This is a genomic window from Sporosarcina ureae (assembly GCF_002082015.1).
GTDB classification, from domain to species: Bacteria; Bacillota; Bacilli; order Bacillales_A; family Planococcaceae; genus Sporosarcina; species Sporosarcina ureae_A.
Genome location: NZ_CP015109.1, coordinates 829,684 through 847,431 on the forward strand (window position 1 = coordinate 829,684; position 17,748 = coordinate 847,431).

Sequence of the window (17,748 nt, forward strand, 5' to 3'; positions counted from 1 at the left end):
AAAATTCACTGCTCGCGCTCCTATTAATTTAAACGGAGGTTACCCTATGCCAATCATCCAATCTGTCAGTACAGTTAGTCCGCCTGTTGATTTGCCACAGGAAGAGGCTATGACATTTGCTCGTTCGTTATTTTCCGATTCATTTAAAGATATCGACCGCTTATTAAAGGTGTTTCAAAACGGTGAAATTGATTCACGACAAGTATGTATGCCGTTGGAATGGTATGCAGAGCCCCATGATTTTGAAACGAAAAATAATTTATACATTCAGCATGCTGTTACGCTTGGTAAACAGGCAATCGAGAAATGCCTTACCAATACGACAACGCTTGAGCGTCCGGTGAATGCAGCGGAAATAGACGCGATATTCTTTGTTTCAAGTAGTGGCATCTCCACACCCAGTATTGATGCGCGTCTTATAAACCAATTGCCATTTCGCCATGATATTAAACGTATCCCGATTTGGGGTCTTGGCTGCGCAGGTGGAGCTTCGGGTATGAGTCGTGCTTTTGATTACTGTAAAGCCTACCCTGAATCAAATGTTCTCGTTCTCGCTGTAGAGCTGTGTAGCTTAACGTTTCAACGAGATGATGTGTCAAAGAGTAACTTGGTCGGTGTATCGTTATTCTCTGACGGGGTAGCTTGTGCACTTGTTTCCGGAGACCAATCTACGATCAAACATACACGTCCGATGCCTCATATCCGTGCAACATCTTCTCGTTTCATGCCTGATTCAGAGGATGTAATGGGCTGGGATATTAAAAATGATGGCTTGCATGTTGTATTTTCAAAGAGCATTCCAAACGTCATTAAGAGTTGGTTAGGACCATTTGTACATCAATTCGTGGAAGATCATAATCTTTCAATGGAAGATGTACAACATTTTGTTGCCCATCCAGGCGGTAAAAAAGTATTAGATGCTTATCAAAAAGCATTGAATATGAATCAAGAGCAAACCGCTACATCGAAAAAAGTGTTGCAATACCATGGAAACATGTCGTCTCCTACTGTGCTATATGTACTCAAGGATTTTATCGAGCAACGCCCTACGGCAGGTGAACACGGTTTAATGGCAGCGCTTGGTCCTGGTTTCTGTGGTGAACTACTATTGTTGGAGTGGCAGTGAGATGGGCAGACTATTCCTGTTTGTTTTTATAATCGTCGTCATTCAACGGTTAGTCGAATTAGCCGTCGCTAATCATAACGAAAAGTGGATTCGCAATCAAGGCGCAATAGAAATCGGTGCGTCCCATTATAAATGGATGGTTCTGATGCATACGGCTTTTTTCGTTTCCTTATTAGTCGAAGTTCTGGTATTCGACCGTCCTCTCTCACCATTCTGGGGCGTCTTGCTTGGAATTTTCCTATTGATGCAAGTACTGCGTATTTGGTGTCTGTCGTCGTTAGGAAAGTTCTGGAATACTAAAATTTTGATACTACCCGGAGCGAGCGTACAGAAAAAAGGACCTTACCGCTGGATCCGCCACCCGAACTATGTCATTGTCACAACTGAACTAATTGTATTACCTTTACTATTCAGTGCGTACTTCACCGCAGGGCTCTTTCTGTTGCTGAACATCTGGATGCTATCCGTTCGCATTCCCGCTGAAGAACGCGCGCTGCGAGAGCTTACCAATTACAATGAAGTGTTTTAATAAAAAAGAATGAAAACAAATCCGTATCTCACCAGGAATTGTTTTCATTCTTTTTATTTATTAGTGCTTACATAGTAGTATTCTACATGAACTCACTAGGAGTAGAGATTGTCCTCATGTGATCAACGTTGCTTTGTCAGTTATTTAGTCTTAATGTCATTCACAAGCCCATCCGTTACTGTTGCCGTCCATCTGTGCTTTATATGCTGGATGGCCTTTCTTAACGCCTTTCGGATATACTTTACGAAGCTCTGTACAATTGTTGAAGTCCTGTGTTTCACCATATACAGGGATCTTCACAGAATCTACAGGATATTTTTCACTATCAAAGCCTCGGTCTGTCGTATAGTCTTCCAATGTCCAAATTCCGATGCCGGACTTTTTTGCTTGCTGCTCCGCCTTTTCGAACGCATCTAGATGTCGGGTGTTCGGTGGATACACATAAGCAACTCTCGCCAATCCCTCTTTCAATAATTGCTCTTGCACACTCTTGCCATCTATGTAAATATACGCCAATAGCCTGCCGTATTTATCATATTTTTCGCCCACATCAAACTCGATTTCGAGCTGACCTTTTTGCAGCAGTTCCTGATTTCGAACTTTTGCTTGCTGTCCATAAGGCTGCTTGCCAAGACGCGGATGGTTCGTTTCTGGTGTATCGATTAATAAATACCGTACATTTTCTTCTTTGCCTTCATACATAATTTTGATCGTATCGCCGTCAATTGTTTTCACTAATTCAACAGGAATCAGACCTTGACGACTTGGTTCTTTTTCTTCATCGTCAAATAGTTCAGGGAAATATATGGCGATGATCGCAACCCCTAAAGCAAGTAAAAATGAAATGATCTTTTTCTTACGTTTGTTTTGTGTCGTTTTTTGCGTTGTTTTGTTATTCATCAGAACCTCATTTCTATAAGCTAAAACCTAAAAAGGCTAAGCCTATCCCTACTATGAACGTGACAAATGTATAGCCAATGGCTTGGAATTTTTGGCCTTCAATCCAATACGTCCAAATCTCTTTCATTAACGTAGAATAGGTCGTTAAAGCACCTGCCACACCAGTCGCTAAGAATAATGTCCAACCGAGTGAAAGATTTGAACCTATGATCCAGCCGATGAAGAAGCTTCCAATAGAATTAACTAGCAATGTTCCATATGGCAAACGTTTTCGATTGAGCTTGGCAGATACCTCAAAACGCAATAGCGCCCCTATAAATCCACCACACCCAACTGCAATGAAATGCCAGATCATGACAAGCACCTCCTTGCCAATGAAAAACCAAGTGCTGCCATAGCTAGTCCACCTGCTAAACTACTAGCAACGTAAGTGCCGGCGAGTCCAGCAAATCCATCATTTAGCAATTCAATCGTTTCTACATTGACTGCTGAAAACGTCGTAAATGCACCAAGGAATCCTGTAGTTATAACCGTTACCGCCGTAGGACTGAGACTTCCTCCAAGACGTGCACGTTCTACTATATAGCAAAGTACAAACGTGCCGACCATGTTCACCAAGAACGTCGCGACAGGAAAAGAGCCGCTGACGATCAGTAGCTGACCGACCAGCAGCCTTGTGCTCGCTCCGAAAGCACCAGCCACACCTATGTACAGACGTTTTCTCATATGTTCACGACCTACTATCATTCGATAATATAACCGAGTGAATGAAGTACATTATTGATGAATGAATGTGTATATAAATAGACCCCTTCTCGCTCAGGTGCTTGGATGACATCGTGTTCAACGTCTTTCCATCGTTTCAACTGAAGTTCGGATAAGTTTTGCGCGAATGCCCACTTCCGTGTGTATTCAATATTCGTGATTTGGTCTGCTTCTCCAGTATGAAGTAACAACGGTACATCTTGAATAATTAAATCAGGTTGCATGACAGATTTCATAAGTGTCTGTAATTCACGGTACCAACCGCCTGTCACAATGGATACATACATTGGATCTTCCGCGTATTGCTCTAAAAATTCAGGATTACGCGAGAGCAGTTCGGCCGTGATTTCATGATCCAATGTCATCGATTGAGACCACTTGGTAAACATTTTCGCACGGATTGGCGGATGATGTTCCAGATGTAGCCAAGGCGATGTACAAATAACTCCCGCACATTCGATCCGTTCCATCTGTAATAAACGAAGTAAGAACGTAGCTCCTAAACCATGTCCAAATAAAAATACAGGCAAATTATCATCTAATCCGCTACGGATCATTTTCTTGATAAATCTGCGGTAGTCCTTAAATGCTTCTGCATGCACTTCGACACTTTCTTTGCCGTGCCCAGGTAAATCTCCCGCAACGACGTGAAAACCGTCGCTTCGAAACTTCTGTATAAGCCATACATATCTTCTATGATGTTCATAAGCGTTATGTACAAGAACGATAACACCTTTTGCCTGACCTTCTGCTTCCCATTTCCACAAAATTATCACTCCTTATCTGACTATCTTATTCTATCTATCTCATTCTTATGTTTCACAAAAACTAAATGTTTGTTACGATAAATTATACATGATTATGTAGAAAAGAGGAGATTTGATTGATCTACCCATACGAAGGTAAAATACCAGAAATTGACCCATCCGTCTATATTGCGGATTACGTAACGATTTCAGGAGATGTAACTATAGGACCTGAATCATCTATTTGGTTCAACACTGTAATACGCGGCGATGTATCGCCTACTATTATTGGACGTAAAGTAAATATTCAAGATTTCTGTTGTTTACATCAAAGCCCTAAGTATCCATTAATTTTAGAAGATAACGTGACGATCGGCCACAAAGTCATGCTTCACAGCTGTACAATTAAAACCGGTGCACTCGTTGGAATGGGCGCTACCGTGCTCGATGGAGCTGAGGTTGGTGAAGGTGCATTCATCGGTGCTGGTAGCTTAGTAACTCCAGGTAAAAAGATTCCCCCGAACACATTAGCACTTGGCTCTCCCGCTCGTGTCGTTCGTGAGTTGACTGACGAAGATCGCGCAGACATGACAAGAATCGTCAATGATTATGCACGTAAAGGTCAATTATATAAAGCGTTACAAGAAGAGAACTAATCGAAGCACCCGTTATTAGCGGGTGCTGTTTTTATTTCGAGAGTAGCTGGATACGTCACCTGTGGTAGATATATACTCCAATAACATATCATATAGTAGCAGACAGTTCGTATGAACTGCCTTTGTAAATGATCAGAGCTATATTTATCTATTATAACCAATTACAAGTTTTCACTCTATCTATGACTTATGATAGCCCCAAAATGTTTCATACACATCTAAAATTCATGGTCATAATGTATTTTTAGAAACAAAAAAGCAGCCCGGGTGAGCTGCTTTTTTTGAACTTATTTCCAGCCTACTTCATTCATCAATTCTACAGCTTTCGGATTATATTTTCCGTAATCTGCGAAGTCTACTTTTTGTGGTGTGAATGTACCCCATTCAGCCATCACTTCAGGTAATTTTGCTTCTTCGTTAACCGGGAACTCAAAGTTTTCTTCTGCGACTTGTTCTTGTGCTTCTACAGTCGTTAAATACTCGATCAACTTCACTGCATTTTCTTTGTTTTTACTGTGCTTAACCAAGCCAGCACCACTAATATTAATATGTGTTCCTGTAGTTTCTTGGTTCGGGAAGAATACCCCAATCTGGTCGAACACTTTCACATCTTCCGGTTCGTCTGAAACAGACATATGACCTACGTAGTAACTATTCATGATAGCAACATCGCCAACACCTGCAACGATTGCACGCGCTTGGTCGCGGTCTCCTCCTTCAGGATCACGTGCTAAGTTATCCGCAATGCCTTGCGCCCACTCTTTAGCTTTTTCTTCACCATCAATTGCGATCAATGATGCCATCAAAGATTGGTTATACAAGCTGTCAGATGAACGAACAAGTAATTTGTCTTTCCACTTATCTGTTGCAAGATCTTCATAAGTTGATAATTCCTCAGGCTTCACACGATCTTTTGAATACACAATCACACGTGCACGAGTAGATAATCCAATCCACTGATTGTCTGTGTCACGAAGCTCTGCTGGTACTGTTTTATCGATTTCTTCAGATTCAACAGGTTGCAAAAGACCTTCTTCTTTTGCTGTGTTCAATATCCCGCCATCGACCGTAATAAATAAATCAGCAGATGTATTTTGTCCTTCACGCTTTAGACGTTCTATCAGTTCTGGCGCTTTCGCTTCGATCACATTTACTTTAATGCCTGTCTTCTCTGTGAAATCTTCATAAAGAGCTGCATCTATGTCATAATGTCTTGCTGTATAGAGGTTTACTTCTCCCCCTGTTTTCTCATCTTCTGTTGCATCAGTTGTTTCTTCAGTAGGAGCTTCTTCTTTTACCGGTTCTCCTTTTTGTTCCTCATTATCGGAACTTGAGTTACATGCGCCTAAAACTGCCGCAAGCATCAATAGAGCGAATGCCCATAAAAACTTCTTCAAATTGATTTCTCTCCTTATTTTCTCATCTATCTGGCATATCTTTATGCGATAATGAGAATCATTTTCATTACTAAAAAGATTGTAATACAATTCCGAGTATAAGTCTACTATTTATTTTCTATTTTTTCTGGAAATGTAAAGAGAGTGCCGGTAGCCTATCCGACACTCTCTTTTACGACACTATACAGTGATCGCTTCTTTTTCAGATCCAATATATGTTGCACAGTCAATATAGATAGTTCGATCACAAATCGCGTCCACATCTGCTTGATCATGCGATACAAATAAACATGTGATATTAGCTTTCTGCAAGATATCTCGCACTTCCATTCGGATCAATGATTTCAAATTCGTATCTAAATTACTGAACGGCTCATCCATCAACAGAATGGACGGTGAAGGTGCCAACGCTCTTGCTAATGCCACGCGTTGCTGTTGCCCCCCGCTAAGCTCATGGGGATAGCGTTTGGCGAACTCTTTCAATTGAACGAGTTCAAGCATTTCGTCCAAGCGATTCTTTTTCTCTGAGCGCTTCAGTTTATGCAAACCAAAACAAATGTTTTCGCTTACTGTCAGATGTGGAAATAATGCATAGTTCTGAAACACCATACCTACACCGCGCTTCTCTGCCTCTATATATACGTTATCTCCTACAATCTGCCTGTTATCCAGTTCGATACTACCTGTCGTAGGATCCTCTAATCCTGCAAGCAATCGGAGCAAAGTACTTTTCCCACTGCCACTTGCTCCGACAATCCCTACAATTTCCCCTTTTTCAATTGTAAATGAAAAGCGATCTATGACGGGCGGCTGTTTTTTTGAATACCGAAATGATAAGTTTTGAATGTTTACGAACATAGTTCTCACTTCTCCTCAAATTTCAAAATAATAATCACCGACAAGATGCTTAGACAAATTAATAACAACGAAGATGGCGCTGCTTCATAAATTCGTTCATCAATTGCATATTGATACGTCCGTGTTGCGAGCGTATCAAAGTTAAATGGGCGCAACAATAAAGTCAGAGGTAGTTCCTTCATAATTTCTAGGAATGCCAGCGCAAAACCAATTAAGATCGAACCGCGCAGTAATGGGAATTCTACTTTCCAAAACGTGTATGTCAAGCCACGTCCTAGTAAGAATGAAGCTTCACGATAAGACGGTGGCACTTTGGTATAACCTGACTCAATTGCATTAAATCCTTGTGCCATAAACCGAATCACATACCCTGTGATTAGCATAGCGATCGACATACTTAATACAAGTGTACCAGATTCCACGCCTAATAGTTTCGGATAGATAAATGCCAATTTTTCATCCAATGTAATAAATAGCGCTAGCACACCAATTGCGACGACTGCTCCTGGAACTGCATAACCTGATGTCATAATACGGCCAAGTAAGTTAGACGAAACCGATGGATACAAGTTAATCGTACGGGCTGCCAAGATCGCAAAGAAGCTAATGATCAATGCACCGATTAAAGCAGCCAATAAACTGTTGGTGATTAGGCTGATGAAGTCTGAACGCCAAACTTTTTCATAAGTCTTTACTGACCAGTAGATCAGTTGAACGAAAGGTAGTAAAAAGGCGCTTAAGAATACAGCTAAACAAGTAAGAGACGCTATCCATGCGGTCCATCCACGTAATCGTTTACGCGCAAGTGGTCTGCTTTGTGTCACGTTTGTATCGTATTTCCGACCTTTGCGTAAAAAACGCTCTAGCATAAAAATCCCCAATATAATGACGAGCAACCAGGCAGCCAAACGCATAGCAGCATGGATGTCATACATTCCGAACCAAGTTTGGAATATCGCGGTGGAGATAGTTCGTACACCGAAGAAACTGGCTACACCGTAATCACTTAGCACTTCAAAGATGACTAGCATTGCCCCTGCAATGATGGCAGGTCGTGCGATAGGCAATCCCAAACGGAAGAACATCTGGAAGCCATTCAATCCAAGAGTTTTGGCGCTCTCAATATAAGATGCGCTTTGTTTTTCAAAATAATTGAGCGCAATCATATACACATACGGATAAAGAAATAACGTGAGTACAAAAATCGCTCCACGCAATGACATAATCTCGATTGTGCCTGGCGTGAATTGATAGTCGAAATGATTACGGAAGAACGATTGAATGATGCCAGTATAGCTTGTCATCGTACTGTATGTATAAGCCGCTATATAAGGCGGTATAGCCAAAGGTATGATCAGCAGCCATTTAAACTGTTTACGAAATGGAAATTCATAGGCCGCAACAATCCAGGCGAATACCACTCCGATAGTCGTCGAAAGAAATCCGACAGATCCAACTAAAACAACTGACCCTTTAATATAGTCAGCAAGCAAAAATTCTTTAATATGTTCCCAATTGTCACCCGTCGGTTGGAAGAAACTTAGTATGACATAGGCGACTGGCATAATAATGACGAGTGCCCCTAGCATCGTAATGATAAACCAACTGTTTGCACGACGGCGAATCTCTCTTAGCCATATAGATGTTTTCATATAGTATAATACCAACTTTACTACGCACGATGGCGGTTATGATGTACTTTAAGTGTGACTTATATAATGAAAGTCACTCTCAAGTATATACAAATTCTCTGCGCTTTCCAATGTTTTCACAAGAATTCAACAAATCTAGTCTGTTTATGTTCGACACAATAAAACAAGAAATGAAATGGGGTTATTTGGTTACTATCTTTATAGTAAAGTTCTGGCATATAAAAATGAAGACAAACTCCTTTTACAGAGCTTGTCTTCAAGTGAAATAATAGAAAGAACATCTATCGTGAATTTCCTGACCTAGGCTAGCTTCTCATTTTCTTTTCTAAAGAAACCGAAGATCCCTACTGTTTGTACGATATTAGTAAAGGCTTGCGGATCTGTTTCGCTGATAATCCGTTCTAAATCATATAGTTCATATCTCGTGATGACGACATACAGCATATTCTTATCTTCTTTTGAGTAAGCCCCTTTAGCTGGTAATATAGTGATCCCTCGCACCATTTGACGATGAATCGCCTGTTGAAGATCGTCTGCTTTTCGTGTGATGATCATCGCGGTGACTTTTTCATGTCGCGTATGAATCATGTCAATGACTGACGTTGTCACGTATAGCGCGACCATTGTGTAGAGTGCGTTCTCAGGTTCATATAAAATACCTGCAAATACGATTAGAATCCCGTTTAATACTAAAAAGTAGACACCGATTGGTTTATCTTGCATACGAGATAGAATCATCGCGACGATATCCATGCCTCCCGTAGATGCCCCTAATTTCAAGGAGATCCCTACTCCTACACCTGCCAGCACTCCGCCGAATACCGCATTCAGCATAATGTCGTCTGACATAGAGCGCAATGGCAATAATTCGAGGAATAGCGTAGCGAACGCAACAGATAACACACTGTAGATCGTGAAACCTTTTCCTACCTTAAACCAACCGAGAATGAAGACCGGTATGTTAAATACTAGCAATAAAATACCCGTACTGATTGTTATATCCAAATGATCTTTCAAAACACTTGAAACTAACTGGGCTGCACCTGCAAACCCACTCGCATAGACATTGGCATTGATAAGAAAGAAATTTAATGATAAAGCCATTAGTAGCGAGCCTAAAATAACAACCGCCACACGTTTTGCTTCAATAAAAAACATAGCGACCTCCTATGGTAAATAACAAATTTATGCACGACCTAGATTATATCTATTCTTCCCTCATAATGGTACCCCTAAGCCTCTTTTAATATAAAAAAATAACTACGAATGCATCAGTTCATCTCTTTATTCTTAAGATGTCATCCGTCTGCCATCTACTGTGTTACTACTGACGTTCACCGTCTATTGAATCATTTCGCAAATCAGATAATACTCCAATGAATCTAGGAATTCTGAGTCCCGTATGACAAAATAGGCATCTTCTCTTCATCCTATTTTGCACCTACTATCAAGCACAAGTCCCTACTATACTATCGAAATAACTTCCTCAATTGAATGGAGCAGTCCGAAAGTTCCAACTATGTAATATACAGTTTAATTCAAGTAAATAACGGCTATAGTTAGAGGGGGAATCAAGGAGGAAATGTGAGATGGAAACAAACAAAAAGGTAAGTGAATCAAAACGAGACAAAATGATTGAAGAGCTCGTTTTAAATGGGGTATTTAAAATTGATGGAAAACAACTGTACGAATTACCACTTCAATCATTAATGCAAGAATATGAAGCATTCGGACAAAACGACATTCAAATGTAATGAAAAATGAGACGTGCCAAATTGAGTACGTCTCATTTTTTATTTATGCTTCCATTGTCGACATTTTAGGTTTCCTGAAAACCTTAAATAAAATGAGTAGTAACACCGTGATGCCTAGCGCAATACCTATCACGGAGTATTGTAAACGAATTGTGGGAAAGCCTGCTAAACTTGCAATGCCGTCTAATAGTAAAGGCGAGCTGAACTGACCAATAAAAATCGAACTGGATACTATAGCAATTACACGGTCACTATGTAGAGGATTGACTAAGCTCAACGCTTTAACGTTAATCATCGGAAACAAAATTCCTTGTCCAAAACCAATTATGCAAGTGCATGCTAAAATGAGTGGGACAGAATGACTTAGAGCCAAACCAGTAAATGCAAGACCCATTAAAAATATACTGATCGGCATGATATACGATTTCAGGATATCTTGTAGCTGAATCAATGTCAGACTCGTAATCATTCCTCCTACAGTTGTAAAGGAAATCACTGTTCCCGCCAATGCAGAACCACCTATATCGCTTTGCTCCAAGTAGAGTGCCATATTCGTAGCAACCGAATAGTAAACTAGCATTATACCTGCAGAAGCTGCTGCGTATCCGAAAACCATCAGTGGCATTTTACTTCTTTGTATGCTTTTATCCTGTGTAAGCGGAGTATCTTTCGGCAAGAATAGGAAGACCATGATGAAAATCACAACACCTATCAAATACACATTAAACGGAGCTCTCCAACTGATTGCAGCTAAGTAACCTGCTAGCATCATAGTTACGATTCCGCCAAAATTACTGAAAGCTGAATTATAACCCATCATTTTCACTTGCTCACGACCTCTAAAATTATCACTTATTAATGTGATCCCAAGTGGCATCACTAAACCCACGCCTGCTCCTAACACAAATCGAAGAGCTAGTAACATTTCAATCGTATTAGTGAACTGTGCTCCTACCCCTGCGATGACATAAATGAATAAACCGATCAAAGCAACTGTGCGTTTGGGTATTTTTGATGTTAACCAACTAGAGACAAATGTAAATGGGATGATGAATAAAGAAGGAGCAGTTAAAATCAGCTTGATCATTCTCTGGGAAGTTTGCAGCAATCAATCCTAGTGCTGGAGAAATAGCCGCTCCTGCCATAACTGTTGCCATCGAGATAGATATGATCGTTGGTTTCAACATGCGTTTCATTGGTCATCCTCCTGTCTTGGATGACATGTAAGTTGGCGTAATACTTTGTCAGCTGATACTTTAATAGGTGAAATCTTCCGAGCATTTGTTAATAATAAACCATTTACTAATGATAAATGATATACAGCCAATTCCTCTGCATCTCCTTCAATAAACTCTCCCGCGATTTGTCCTCTTATAATAATTTGCTCAATACGTTCGACCATGAATCGATATTTCTCTACAATTTCTTCTTTCACTTCTTGTGATAAATGATCAGAATATAAAGCTTGCATGATCAGGATATGGCGGTGTACTCCATCTCTTAATGAGCCAGAGTGGGTTACTTCTGTGAGCCACTCTAATTGCTTTAAAGGACTCTCATGTTTTTCCTCTGCTTGATCTACCGTACTGATGATTACAGAGAGTAACTCCAGAATGATCTTGACATACAGATCTTCTTTAGACTTGAAATAATGATAAAACAAGCCATGACTTTGTTCGGCTTTGTTTGTAATATCACTAATTTTTGTTGCTGCATACCCTTTCGTACCAAACAATACGATTGCAGCTTCTGTTAATTCATGCTGCCGAGTATCGCGAATCTCTTTCATTTTTTCATTCTTTCGGGGTGACATAAAGGTTGTTCAACTCACTTCTTTTTATTGATTGACTCACGAGTCAATGTTGACCAGTTTACTGTTCCATTGGGAACTTGTCAACTTCTAAAAAGTAACGTGACGCGGAATCACCTTTACTACACATAGCAAGCAGGCACCTACGATTTATTCTTTCATTTTCCATTAAAAAAACTGAAGAACAAATCCTTAGTGGATTTGTCCTTCAGTTCTACATAGAATATATTCATTCTTTAGCGATGTAATCGTTTTTCAACATCTTCTACAATGTCTTGTACGGAATTGCCTTCAATGCTCACTACCGGGAAGTCGAATTGGTCGATATTGACATCGCTTAGTGCACGTACAACGCCCATGTCATAGCCGCTTAGATGTTCATCACTTGCGAACATCTTCACCTCATGTCCTTTTTCTTCTAATGCTTTTTTCACGTCATCAAATGGTACTTCTACTGCTATTTTCGCCATGTTCTATTCCTCCTTAGAATACTATGTGTACTCGGCTCATATTTTATAATTTCCCACTCTCCATTAAATTAAACATACCTTCTACTAGCATGCTTATGAAACAATGCGACTAAAACGATTTATTTTGAGGAAAATGGGTATTTTACTATTACACCATTGATTCATTATAGGAAGAACTTATAGAAGGAGTCGACATGATATGTTTGGTTTAGCAGACCTCATCGGCTTGGTAATTTCTGCTTTCATTATTTTACCTGTCGTTACATTCCTAAGAGAAGCTGGTTATTTTGTTATTAGTGGGCTTTTCGGTGTGAAAAATGCCAGACTCACTATTGGTTCTGGGCCCAGACTTTTTAAACTAGGCGTTTTAGATATACGAAAATACTATCATGTGAATAGCTGGTTTTCTTTTGATTCCGTAAAGAGAAAAAGTAATTTTGCTTATGTATGTATATACGCGGGACCGATTTTGATTAATGTAATCGTAGCGCTCACAATGAATGCGCTGATTGCCAATGGTTTTTTTGAAGACTCGAAAACATTCTGGAACCGTTTTATTTTTTACGCTTTCTATTTTGTATTATTTGACTCGATTCCCATGAAAACGGTAAATGGTAAGCCGAATAACGGTATGATCATTTATGAGCTACTTCGATATGGAAAACGTGTGGACTTTAATGATGAGCCACTTATCCCAGCAACAACGGAAGCAGAGGAAATGTATCAGGAAGAAGTAGAAAAAATGGAGAAAATACAGGAAGAAATAAAAGAAGAGATTATACAAAACGACGGCGCACCTCCCGATAAGAAAGGATGAAGTACAATGATTGTACGCGAATACGAGAAGTCATTCAGCTTTGTGCAACAACATCATCATGCACGCCTTGCTGAAGAATTAATGAAGCACTGGAAAAAGGAGATGTTTCCTGATGATCAATGGCGCCGTTCTGTTTTAACTGCCATTAGGAACCATGACATCGGTTGGGTCCCTTTTGACGAACAGCCTTTTTGGAATGATGCAAAGTCTGCACCATTTCAATTCACCGACTTCCCTCTCCTCCCAAAAACAGTCCTTTATCGTCAAGGAATCGATGTTGTCGAAAATATAGATATCTATGCAGCTATGCTTTGTAGTCTTCATTATGAAAAGTTTATACAAAGCCACAACGAGAAAGAAGCAAAGCTATTTATCGAGGGTGAACAGAGTCGTCGAGAACGCTTATGTAAAGAAGTCGAGGGATTCAACAAAGAATTATTTGAAAAGCATTTCGCTTTGCTTCAGCTTGGAGACAATTTCTCCTTGTATTGTTGTGTGAATGATCCAGGTGTCGACAAAGCAAATGAACATATATTTTTTCGAGATGGCATTCCTTCTCCAGATCACTTCCATTCATTACCGAAAGGACGAATTGGAATATACTTCGCAGATCAGCACACGATGAAGGTAGAGAATTATCCATTCAGCGGTTCGTTTGATGTGGAAGTGAAGCAAAAGAGGGTGTTAAAAAAAGATATTGAAAATAAAGGATTACAAGTAGCCTATAAAGAGGCAGACTATGAAGTGATCCCTCTTCATATTTCGCCAGCAAGGAAATAAAAAATGCAGAAAGAGACTATGAGTTCTCTTTCTGCATTGCATTAACTTATTGTTCCACACGTACCTTACTAGCGCGTTCTTTCAATGCTTCCACTTTATCCGTCTGCTCCCATGGCAATTCGATGTCAGTGCGGCCGAAGTGACCGTATGCTGCGGTTTGTTTGTAAATTGGACGACGCAAGTCAAGCATTTTGATGATTCCTGCTGGACGTAGGTCAAATAATTCACGTACGAACTCCACTAATTGAGTCTCGGAAAGTTTACCTGTGTCGAATGTATTGATTGAGATCGACACTGGGCTCGCTACTCCAATAGCGTACGCTAGCTGAACTTCACAGTGCTCAGCAAGTCCTGCTGCCACGATATTCTTTGCAACATAGCGTGCTGCATAAGAAGCCGAACGGTCTACTTTTGTAGCGTCTTTTCCTGAGAACGCACCGCCACCATGACGGGCATATCCACCGTACGTGTCGACGATGATTTTACGTCCAGTCAGACCGGAGTCTCCTTGAGGTCCACCCACAACAAAGCTGCCAGTAGGATTAATGAAGTATTTAGTATGCTCATCCAATAGGTTTTTTGGCACTACTGCATCAATGACAACCTTCTTAATATCCTTCTCGATTTGCTCGAGTGTCGCTTCAGGGTGATGTTGTGTAGAAATAACGATTGTGTCAATCCGCACGGGATTATTATCTTGATCGTATTCTACCGTTACTTGTGTTTTTCCGTCAGGACGTAAATACGTAATCAGCTCTTCTTTACGAGCTTGTGCCAAGCGATGTGCCAATTTATGAGAAAGGCTAATTGGTAAAGGCATTAATTCCGGTGTTTCATTACATGCATATCCAAACATTAGACCTTGGTCTCCTGCACCGATTGCATCTAATTCTTCATCTGACATAGAACCTTCACGTGCCTCGAGTGCCACGTTGACACTTGCAGCGATTTCAGGTGATTGTTCGTCAATAGATGTAAGCACAGCGGACGTTTCGTAATCGAAGCCATATTTCGCACGAACATACCCGATTTCCTTTACCGTATCACGAACGACTTTTGGAATATCCACATACGTTGTCGTAGTGATTTCTCCCATTACTAATACGAGTCCAGTCGTGATGCTCGTTTCACATGCCACACGTGCATTTGGATCCTCTATTAGGATTGCATCTAAAATTGCATCTGAGATTTGGTCGCACATCTTGTCAGGATGGCCTTCTGTAACTGATTCTGATGTAAACAGTCGACGATTTGTCATTTTGTTTCCCCCTATATTAAGCAACATGATACGGTACTCTCATAAGTCCCTGGTAAAGTTCCACGCCTAGACGTCAAGCATATACCATAAGGATTCAGGGCTAGACAATATAAAAAGCCCTCTACTCATATTCAATCCATGAGTAAAAGGCAAAATTTCACGCGCAGCACCTTTCACTCTTATCGTCCAAGGAATTAAACCTTGCTTCAGGTTTGGCACCTTCGCGTTAGACGTATGTCTATTGCAGGTTGCCGGGTTTCACAGGGCCTGTACCCTCCACCAACTCGGGATAAGAGTATCCGTTCATGTCACATCGTATTAAAAAGTTTGGATTTTGTCAAATAATTTATCCTAAATCACTTGAGTTTTCCATTAGTATAGATTAATATTCTTAATGTGTTATACTATTTACGAATTAGGATATTCTTATCAAGATAAAAATAAATCGACTACGCAAAGGACGGTATGTAAACATGATATCTGCAAAAATTGATGATAGTTTAAAAAGTCTTCTTAGTGGAAGCAACGTGACGATCCAAGCGTCTGTGGCGGAATTAACAGAAAGAGCAGTAGCAAGAGGCGAAGCACAACTTTCTGCTGACGGTGCGATCACTGCACGTACAGGTAAATATACAGGACGCTCTCCTAAGGACAAATTCATCGTTGAAGATGCAGTGTCTAAGGACAAAGTAGATTGGGGTAGCACGAACAGTCCAATTTCAGAAGAGATCTTTAATTCATTATACACGAAAGTCATCGATCATTTGAAGGTAAAAGATGAACTCTTCGTATTTAAAGGATTTGCAGGTGCAGATAAAGACTCTCAACTGTCTATCCAAGTGATTAATGAATTAGCTTGGCAAAACTTGTTTGTTCACCAATTATTCATCCGTCCAACTGAAGAAGAATTAAAAACACACGAATCGCAATTCACAATTTTGGCTGCCCCTTCATTCAAAGCGGATCCAAAAGTGGATGGCACAAACTCTGAAACGTTCATCATTGTGTCGCTTGAAAAGCGCGTCGTCTTGATCGGTGGTACAGAATACGCTGGAGAAATGAAAAAGTCTATTTTCTCCGTTATGAACTTTTTGCTTCCTGAGCAAGATATCTTATCTATGCACTGTTCGGCAAACGTTGGAGAAGAAGGCGATGTAGCTCTATTCTTCGGTCTATCTGGAACAGGTAAAACGACACTTTCCGCAGATGCTAACCGTAAACTTATTGGTGACGATGAGCATGGCTGGTCTGATAATGGTGTATTTAACATTGAAGGTGGATGTTACGCAAAATGTATCAACCTTTCTGCTGAAAAAGAACCTGAAATCTTCGGAGCTATTCGTTTTGGCGCAGTTTTAGAAAACGTAGTACTGGATGAGGAAACGCGTATTCCAGATTACGATGATAAATCATTAACAGAAAACACACGTGCTGCGTATCCGATCGAAAACATTGATAATATCGTGACACCATCTGTTGCTGGTCACCCGAAGAACATCATCTTCCTTACAGCTGATGCTTCCGGTGTATTGCCTCCAATCTCGATTCTTACAAAAGAACAGGCTATGTACCACTTCTTGAGCGGTTTCACTTCCAAATTGGCTGGAACTGAGCGTGGAATCACTGCTCCAGAACCAACATTCTCTACTTGCTTCGGTTCACCGTTCTTACCACTTCCTGCAGCAACATATGCAGAGATGCTTGGAAAGAAAATCGATGAGCACGGTTCAAAAGTATTCCTTGTGAATACAGGATGGACTGGCGGAATCTATGGAGTAGGTTCACGTATGAACTTAGGCTACACGCGTTCAATGGTACGTGCAGCAATCGCTGGTAAATTGGACAATGTAGAAACAAAGAAGAACGAAATCTTTGGATTGAACATGCCACTTGAAATCGAAGGTGTACCAAGCAACGTCCTACACCCTCGTTACGCTTGGGAAGATCCGAATGAATACGATAAAGAAGCAAATCGTTTAGCTGATGCTTTCCGTGAGAACTTTAAGAAATTCTCTCACGTTTCAGAAGACATCGCAATTAAAGGCGGACCACCCGTTAGAAAGTAATCCTATATGAAAGAGGCTGACCAGGAACTTCCTGGTCAGCCTCTTTATTTGTTTTATATTTCTTTTGGCTTTGACATGGTGAGTTTTTTACGAAGTTAAAAATTAGTAACACATAGTCGCTGGTATTTATCCTCTTTCAACCCTAATAGCAACTCGAGTAACGA

The 17,748-nt window shown here is 40.4% G+C and carries 20 protein-coding genes and 1 riboswitch; of the genes, 7 read left to right on the forward strand and 13 right to left on the reverse strand.

Features of this window, described 5'->3' with window-relative positions:
• Positions 1 to 46 precede the first annotated feature (46 nt).
• On the forward strand, positions 47 to 1,126 hold the full coding sequence (locus SporoP17a_RS04075; protein ID WP_083032800.1) for a type III polyketide synthase: 1,080 nt from the start codon (positions 47 to 49) through the stop codon (positions 1,124 to 1,126).
• Between the two features lies 1 nt (position 1,127).
• On the forward strand, positions 1,128 to 1,655 hold the full coding sequence (locus tag SporoP17a_RS04080) for an isoprenylcysteine carboxyl methyltransferase family protein (protein ID WP_083032803.1): 528 nt from the start codon (positions 1,128 to 1,130) through the stop codon (positions 1,653 to 1,655).
• A gap of 156 nt (positions 1,656 to 1,811) precedes the next feature.
• Here SporoP17a_RS04080 and SporoP17a_RS04085 read toward each other — a convergent pair whose 3' ends face one another.
• The 4 genes from SporoP17a_RS04085 to SporoP17a_RS04100 are packed head-to-tail and all read right to left on the reverse strand — an operon-like array spanning position 1,812 to position 4,096.
• A complete protein-coding gene (locus SporoP17a_RS04085) occupies positions 1,812 to 2,555 on the reverse strand; it encodes a thermonuclease family protein (protein ID WP_083032806.1) in 744 nt (247 codons plus the stop codon).
• 13 nt (positions 2,556 to 2,568) lie between these two features.
• Complete coding sequence (locus SporoP17a_RS04090) at positions 2,569 to 2,910, reverse strand: fluoride efflux transporter FluC (protein WP_083032808.1); 342 nt, start codon at positions 2,908 to 2,910, stop codon at positions 2,569 to 2,571.
• Positions 2,907 to 3,281, reverse strand: coding sequence for a fluoride efflux transporter FluC (locus tag SporoP17a_RS04095; RefSeq protein WP_167693376.1), 375 nt, complete (start codon positions 3,279 to 3,281; stop codon positions 2,907 to 2,909). The genes SporoP17a_RS04090 and SporoP17a_RS04095 overlap by 4 nt, the downstream gene beginning before the upstream one ends.
• A 17-nt stretch (positions 3,282 to 3,298) precedes the next feature.
• The gene (locus SporoP17a_RS04100) at positions 3,299 to 4,096 is read right to left on the reverse strand and encodes an alpha/beta hydrolase (protein ID WP_237262374.1); all 798 of its coding nucleotides are present in this window, start codon (positions 4,094 to 4,096) and stop codon (positions 3,299 to 3,301) included.
• Between the two features lie 107 nt (positions 4,097 to 4,203).
• On the opposite strand from SporoP17a_RS04100, the gene SporoP17a_RS04105 reads away from it, so the two are divergent.
• Positions 4,204 to 4,722, forward strand: coding sequence for a gamma carbonic anhydrase (locus SporoP17a_RS04105; RefSeq protein WP_083032814.1), 519 nt, complete (start codon positions 4,204 to 4,206; stop codon positions 4,720 to 4,722).
• A gap of 287 nt (positions 4,723 to 5,009) precedes the next feature.
• Here the strand turns inward: SporoP17a_RS04105 and SporoP17a_RS04110 are convergent, their stop codons facing one another.
• The 4 genes from SporoP17a_RS04110 to SporoP17a_RS04125 all read right to left on the reverse strand — a co-directional run bounded on the left by SporoP17a_RS04110 (position 5,010) and on the right by SporoP17a_RS04125 (position 9,787).
• Positions 5,010 to 6,086, reverse strand: a complete 1,077-nt coding sequence (locus tag SporoP17a_RS04110; RefSeq protein WP_083035894.1) for a Fe(3+) ABC transporter substrate-binding protein — start codon at positions 6,084 to 6,086, stop codon at positions 5,010 to 5,012.
• 213 nt (positions 6,087 to 6,299) lie between these two features.
• Positions 6,300 to 6,977, reverse strand: coding sequence for an ABC transporter ATP-binding protein (locus SporoP17a_RS04115; protein ID WP_083032817.1), 678 nt, complete (start codon positions 6,975 to 6,977; stop codon positions 6,300 to 6,302).
• 5 nt (positions 6,978 to 6,982) lie between these two features.
• Positions 6,983 to 8,629, reverse strand: a complete 1,647-nt coding sequence (locus SporoP17a_RS04120; protein WP_083032820.1) for an ABC transporter permease — start codon at positions 8,627 to 8,629, stop codon at positions 6,983 to 6,985.
• 300 nt (positions 8,630 to 8,929) lie between these two features.
• Positions 8,930 to 9,787, reverse strand: a complete 858-nt coding sequence (locus SporoP17a_RS04125) for a YitT family protein (RefSeq protein WP_083032823.1) — start codon at positions 9,785 to 9,787, stop codon at positions 8,930 to 8,932.
• A gap of 431 nt (positions 9,788 to 10,218) precedes the next feature.
• Between SporoP17a_RS04125 and SporoP17a_RS04130 the strand changes: the two genes are divergently transcribed.
• Positions 10,219 to 10,383, forward strand: coding sequence for a Fur-regulated basic protein FbpA (locus SporoP17a_RS04130; RefSeq protein WP_083032826.1), 165 nt, complete (start codon positions 10,219 to 10,221; stop codon positions 10,381 to 10,383).
• A 43-nt stretch (positions 10,384 to 10,426) separates the two neighbouring features.
• Here the strand turns inward: SporoP17a_RS04130 and SporoP17a_RS04135 are convergent, their stop codons facing one another.
• From SporoP17a_RS04135 to SporoP17a_RS04145, 4 genes are all read right to left on the reverse strand, one after another.
• Positions 10,427 to 11,470 (reverse strand): MFS transporter, encoded by a 1,044-nt coding sequence (locus SporoP17a_RS04135; protein ID WP_237262376.1) that lies wholly within the window; start codon positions 11,468 to 11,470, stop codon positions 10,427 to 10,429.
• Complete coding sequence (locus tag SporoP17a_RS16955) at positions 11,409 to 11,579, reverse strand: hypothetical protein (protein ID WP_237262377.1); 171 nt, start codon at positions 11,577 to 11,579, stop codon at positions 11,409 to 11,411. Before SporoP17a_RS16955 ends, SporoP17a_RS04135 begins: the two co-directional genes overlap by 62 nt.
• On the reverse strand, positions 11,576 to 12,172 hold the full coding sequence (locus SporoP17a_RS04140) for a TetR/AcrR family transcriptional regulator (protein WP_167693377.1): 597 nt from the start codon (positions 12,170 to 12,172) through the stop codon (positions 11,576 to 11,578). Before SporoP17a_RS04140 ends, SporoP17a_RS16955 begins: the two co-directional genes overlap by 4 nt.
• A gap of 257 nt (positions 12,173 to 12,429) precedes the next feature.
• Positions 12,430 to 12,663: a YkuS family protein gene (locus SporoP17a_RS04145; RefSeq protein WP_083032832.1), complete on the reverse strand. Its 234-nt coding sequence runs from the start codon at positions 12,661 to 12,663 to the stop codon at positions 12,430 to 12,432.
• A gap of 199 nt (positions 12,664 to 12,862) precedes the next feature.
• Between SporoP17a_RS04145 and SporoP17a_RS04150 the strand changes: the two genes are divergently transcribed.
• Positions 12,863 to 13,480: a hypothetical protein gene (locus SporoP17a_RS04150; RefSeq protein WP_083032835.1), complete on the forward strand. Its 618-nt coding sequence runs from the start codon at positions 12,863 to 12,865 to the stop codon at positions 13,478 to 13,480.
• Positions 13,481 to 13,486: 6 nt separating this feature from the next.
• Entirely contained in the window at positions 13,487 to 14,260 is a 774-nt protein-coding gene (locus tag SporoP17a_RS04155) for a DUF3891 family protein (RefSeq protein WP_083032838.1), read from the forward strand.
• 46 nt (positions 14,261 to 14,306) lie between these two features.
• Here SporoP17a_RS04155 and metK read toward each other — a convergent pair whose 3' ends face one another.
• Positions 14,307 to 15,518 (reverse strand): methionine adenosyltransferase, encoded by a 1,212-nt coding sequence (metK, locus tag SporoP17a_RS04160; RefSeq protein ID WP_083032841.1) that lies wholly within the window; start codon positions 15,516 to 15,518, stop codon positions 14,307 to 14,309.
• 176 nt (positions 15,519 to 15,694) lie between these two features.
• Positions 15,695 to 15,814, reverse strand: a riboswitch (SAM riboswitch).
• Positions 15,815 to 15,991: 177 nt separating this feature from the next.
• Here metK and pckA point away from each other — a divergent pair.
• Entirely contained in the window at positions 15,992 to 17,584 is a 1,593-nt protein-coding gene (pckA, locus tag SporoP17a_RS04165; RefSeq protein WP_083032843.1) for a phosphoenolpyruvate carboxykinase (ATP), read from the forward strand.
• Positions 17,585 to 17,748: the final 164 nt, after the last annotated feature.